This is a genomic window from Candidatus Cardinium sp. cByotN1 (genome assembly GCF_022810525.1).
Taxonomy (GTDB): domain Bacteria; phylum Bacteroidota; class Bacteroidia; order Cytophagales; family Amoebophilaceae; genus Cardinium.
Window position 1 is genome coordinate 1 of sequence record NZ_JAACGG010000094.1, and the last position, 5,440, is coordinate 5,440.

Here is a 5,440-nt window from a genome sequence, read left to right on the forward strand (position 1 = left end):
AAAGTGACCCTTATAGCTGGTATCCGTTCACGACTGTGTTTTTTCTTCGATTATATTTAGCAACTCTTTGGTTTGCGTTCACGAAATTAGTAGAAAATGAATTTTTGTTGTTACTTTTTTCTTGATAAAAAAGTAAGATAAAAAAACGTATAATCAAACAAAAATAATTAAAAATTCCTTAAGTTGACGCCATTGCGTGAACAGATACTGGCTGTCAAGTGACTAAAATAACCAAATAAGTACTCAAAAAACCAGAAGCAACTAAAAAAGCGTAAGCAATTGAGGCTCTTCTGGTAGCTTCTCAGCCAGTGAGCTAGACCATAATACTATTTTAAAAACTTTCCGCCGTGCAGTAGCACCACTTACCAAAGAAATGTTACTTTGGGCTATACCCAACGTTTTAGCTAATAAGCCTATAATAGCTTTATTAGCTTTGCCTTCTTGAGGAGGCGCTGTAATCCGCACCTGCAACCAATATTTTTCCCGATCCAGTATCCAATCTTCTATTTTATTCTGATGACTGTTAGGCTTTGCATAGATATACAAAAAGTATGTTGAATGATTAGGTTGGGTCATTGGCTACTTATTAGACTTTCGTTCAAAAACTACAAATCCCTTAGCATAAGCAAGATCAGCAAGCATGCTAGTCCTAAAAACTAACTTACAATACAAGAAATTTGGTACCTATTTTGGTATCTATTCACTACTCAGACACAAGTGCATGAAAAAAGGACCCAGATACATAAAATAGCTGCGCTCAGCAAGTGACCTTTACAACTAAAATAGAAAAACAGTTGCAGGGAGCAGAGTCAAGGGGTAACTCCTATTTTTACACCTGTAAGCGCTAATGGCAGCCAATTAAGGGACGGTTAGCCTATAACAACCATAGCCTTGATCCCATACCACCCAATTGTGTGAACTTAATGATTATATTTCCTTGATTATTAAATAGAAAGCCAAGCAGTATTTATTCTCGAAATTGGTAAAAAAGGCTTTTTGATCCCACTTCTTTACCAAGAAAAAATGCCTTACGGTTTAAATCTACCAATGGTGATCATCTTTAAGTTGAATCCATGGCCTGAATAGATACATATTTTGATATCAAATTAATTTTGATTAATATGGCAAATCTTATTAAGAAACAAAAAATTTTCAAAAGTTTAATAGTATAATGTCAATTTACATAAAAAAGTTAATGATTATGAAAATAAAAATAAAATTTTTAGTCGCTTTCAGCTGCATACCTTTGTCATGTAATAATCTCACTAAAGCTAATATGCTACAAACAGGCAATAAGCAACGAAAGTCTGGTCATATTAGGCAGAAGCAGGATATTAAAAATAACAATCAATATCTACAGAATCAATATCTACAGACTATGAACGAAATTATAAACAAAATTGGAACCAATAAATCACAAAATAACAACAAGCTACAAAATAACAAAAGACGACTTGAGCAGCAGCCTTATATTTCACCAGATACCAATCACTCTGTATGGGTGGTCAAGGGAAGGGCCTTGTTTGAAAAACATCAAGATAAACCCTTATTTGCTTCAAATAAAGCAGAAATGTATGAACTATGTTACTTATTCTCGAAATATCAAAATGCCATTCAACAACATAACAACTTAGACTATAGGCGTAAGTCTACTTCCCTCTATCCAGACCCAGAAGACCATGTAAAGTCTCATAGTCAACACTTGAAATATCATAACCAATTTTTTAATTATTTTAATCAGATTAACCCGGTACTTGATTGGACTAGTAGCATAACAAGCCCACTTGCACTAGCCGTTTTTTCAAAATGCCCTGATCTAGTATCAGATTTTATACAATACCTTCTCAATAATAATAAAACAGTAGATTTAAGTAAAAAAGTGCTATTCGGGATTTCTATATTGGATTATGTAATAGTTACACATGATCTAAAGATGTTTGAAGTACTGGTAAAAGAGGCACTTGAATTGTATAGCAATCGAGAAGATAAAGCCTGGTATGTGCATTATATATTACACCATACAATATGTTGCGGTATTCCAGAGATGCTAGATTGCCTACTTCAAGCAGGTGCTGATCTCAATTGGCTATATAATGGTAAAAGAGCAGATGAGTATGGAAACGTATTCTGGCTAACAGTAAAATATGACCGCAAAGATATGGCGCTTTATTTGCTTGAGCTTCATAAGAAGCAACTACACAAATCTATAAATTGGAACCAACAAGATGAACATGGGCGTACTCCATTAATGTGGGCAGCTTACAATCGCTATCCAGGATGGGCTACCATATTAGATAAATTATTAAGTATAGAAAATGTAAATGTTGCACAACCAGATGAAGGTGGCCAAAATATATTAATGCTGCTATTAGAAAGATATATTGATATATGTCGTAAATTTTACGCAAGTTATGATACATTTAAAGCTGGATATACATATACTAATTATATGCTTTATAGGTCTAGAGATATATTCGAACTTTTGTATAATGACAAAAAAGAGATGCTAAAATCCCTACTGAAACACAAGGACTTACTAATTTTATTCAATCAAGAGGATAAAAACAATAAAACTATAGACATGTATGTCAAAAAACTTTGCAAAGAGATACGTGAATTAGATAAAAAACAAGAAATAATTAACATATGTATGGGTATGTATGCGTATGCTTATGCTAGAATAGAATAGAATAGAATAATGCTTGAAGTCCCGGCAGGAGCTACGTAACATAAGAAGTTAGAGATAGCACAGATAACCCAAGAAAGTCTGATGCCAGGTTTCCATGCAGCCAGCCCTATGGGGTAGAAAGCAAAAAAATTGGATAATATGCTATTATTTTCTAAATTGACATAGCGCTTTATTCACTAACTAGTTATAAAGATTACGAACAATGAATGATTACATAAAAGATTACACTCGTGCTAGGCGAGCCATAGATAGTGGGCTGCAACGTTATATGGTCAAGGTTTATATGCATATGACTTTTGGACTATTGATTACGGCTATTACAGCAGCTGCAACTTTTACTTTTCCACCTTTAACTAACTTACTTTTTAGATGTGATCAGTGGGGAAACATTATGAGTCGTACTTTTGGAGGTTATGCGGTAATGTTTGCGCCATTTTGTATCGCTATGTATGTATCAAGTAACTTTGCTAGAGCAACATTTGCCCGCTCTCGCTTGCTTTTGGGCCTCTATGCTGCACTGATTGGTATGTCGTTTGCTGAATTAGCCTTTTTTTACACGATTGATTCTTTACATAAGACTTTTTTAATAACGGCTTTTACATTTGGGGCTATGAGTTTCTATGGTTACGTCACCAACCGTGACTTAAGCTCTGTGGGTTCTTTTTGTATGATGGCTATTTGGGGGATTATTATCAGTAGTATAGTGAATATCTTTCTCCATAGCCCTATGGTTTACTTTTTAACCAGTTTTATAGGAGTAGCTGTATTTATTCTATTTGTAGCATATAACACCCAAAAATTAAAAAACCTCTACTATGAGTTGCAAGATACCAGCTTGGTAGAGAAAGCTGGCCTTATGGGTGCTTTTTCTCTTTACATTAATTTTTTAAATCTTTTTTTATCTTTATTACGTTTTTTAGGGGAACAAAAAAGAAGAGATTAAATTTATTCTAAAGCACTAAAAAGCGGTTAAAAAAGCTGATTATAGTATTGAACATACTAGTATATAGGCTTGCAAGCCTAGCTTTTTTCTCTTTGGTAGAAGATAATAAATAGCAAGTTATAAAATAGTTAATCCGTAAAATAGCTAGCTATGTGGCTAGCTATTTTAATTTTTACCTTTCCTGGATGGTGCAAAGCCATACTCCATAGTATCATAATAGGGTTTTAAAAAGCTACAAAAGAAGTCATTCATGCATACCGATAGCAAAATTATTTGGGATAAATGTCTTCTACATATTCAAGGTCAAATCAGTGAACAAACTTATAAGACCTGGTTTAGCCCTATTATAGCCAAAGATTTTAAGGATGGTATCTTGACGATTCAAGTCCCTAGTCAATTTTTTTATGAGTGGTTAGAAGAACACTATTTACCACTACTTAAGCAAGCTGTACAGCAAACAATAGGTCCACATGGAAAACTAGCCTATGCAGTTGTTATAGATAAAGGCAATAAAAAGCATAAACCATTAGTGGTAAATTTGCCTACTTACCCAGGCCCAGCTTTAAAAGGTGGTAGCGAGCAACCACTTACTATTTTAGAAAATCAAATCTTTCGATTAAACCCCAATTATCTTTTTGATAACCTTATAGAAGGCAGTTGTAATCAACTAGCCAAATCTGCAGCACAAGCTGTTGCCAAGCAACCAGGTGGCACTGCTTTTAATCCACTGATGTTATACGGAGGTGTTGGATTAGGTAAAACTCATATTTCTCAAGCTATTGGAAATCAAGTTAAAACATTTTTCAGAGATAAAAAAGTCGCTTATGTTTCATCAGAGAAGTTTACTACACAGTTTATAGAGGCCTTGCGTAGCAACTACGTTCAATCTTTTACAGAGCAATACTTAACCGTAGATCTGCTTATTCTGGATGATATACAGTTTTTATCTGGTAAAGAAAAAACGCAAGAAATTTTTTTTCATATTTTTAACCACTTACATCAACTAAAAAAACAAATTATCATTACAAGTGACTGCGCACCACGTGAGTTAAAAGGCTTACAAGAACGGTTGCTTTCTAGATTCAAATGGGGATTAACAGCAGATTTACAGTGCCCTGATTTTGAAACCCGTGTTGCGATTATACATAGTAAAATGGAGGCCGATGGTATTAAACTTTCGAGTGATTTAATCGATTACATTGCCAAACATGTCGATACAAATGTCCGGGAACTAGAAGGGGTACTTATTTCACTTATTGCACATGCTTCTTTGACCAAACGAGATATTAACATAGACTTAGCACAACAAGTTTTAAAACATATTATAGCCCAACAACCCACTACTGAAACCACTATTGAAGTACTACAACAACAAGTTGTTGCTCATTACCATATTTCTTTGGATGAGCTCAAGGGTAAATCACGTAAAAAAGAGATTGTGGCTGCCCGACAAGTGGCCATGCACTTGATGAAAAAATATACCACTCATTCTTTAAAATCGATAGGCGCCTACTTTGGTGGAAGAGATCATACAACGGTGATACATGCTGTACAAGTTATAGATGATCTATTGCAGAAAGATCCAGCATATGCTCACTTATATACATCACTTGAAAATAAAATTAAATTAACGATGAAATAAAATCTATCTGTTCACGCAATGAGGTCAAGCTAAGGAATTTTTTGTCCACTTTTTGATCAAGCAAAAAGCGAAATAAAAAAACTTTTTACTAGGTTTCCGTTCACCACTATGGCTTATGTTAGGAAAAAAACGCGCACTTTGAAAAAAGTGCGATCAGAAAGCGCAG

General features: G+C 34.3%; 4 protein-coding genes. 3 read left to right on the plus strand and 1 reads right to left on the minus strand.

Translation table 11 applies throughout. The annotated features are described in order from the left end of the window. Nucleotides 1-261: 261 nt before the first annotated feature. The gene (locus MUW73_RS02715) at nt 262-576 is read right to left on the minus strand and encodes a DUF167 domain-containing protein (protein ID WP_243018696.1); all 315 of its coding nucleotides are present in this window, start codon (nt 574-576) and stop codon (nt 262-264) included. Between the two features lie 700 nt (nt 577-1,276). Here MUW73_RS02715 and MUW73_RS02720 point away from each other — a divergent pair. The 3 genes from MUW73_RS02720 to dnaA all read left to right on the plus strand — a co-directional run bounded on the left by MUW73_RS02720 (nt 1,277) and on the right by dnaA (nt 5,274). Next, nucleotides 1,277-2,689 (plus strand): ankyrin repeat domain-containing protein, encoded by a 1,413-nt coding sequence (locus MUW73_RS02720; protein WP_243575229.1) that lies wholly within the window; start codon nt 1,277-1,279, stop codon nt 2,687-2,689. 202 nt (nt 2,690-2,891) lie between these two features. Further along, complete coding sequence (locus MUW73_RS02725) at nt 2,892-3,632, plus strand: Bax inhibitor-1/YccA family protein (RefSeq protein WP_243575230.1); 741 nt, start codon at nt 2,892-2,894, stop codon at nt 3,630-3,632. A gap of 250 nt (nt 3,633-3,882) precedes the next feature. Next, a complete protein-coding gene (gene dnaA / locus MUW73_RS02730) occupies nt 3,883-5,274 on the plus strand; it encodes a chromosomal replication initiator protein DnaA (RefSeq protein ID WP_243018699.1) in 1,392 nt (463 codons plus the stop codon). Nucleotides 5,275-5,440: the final 166 nt, after the last annotated feature.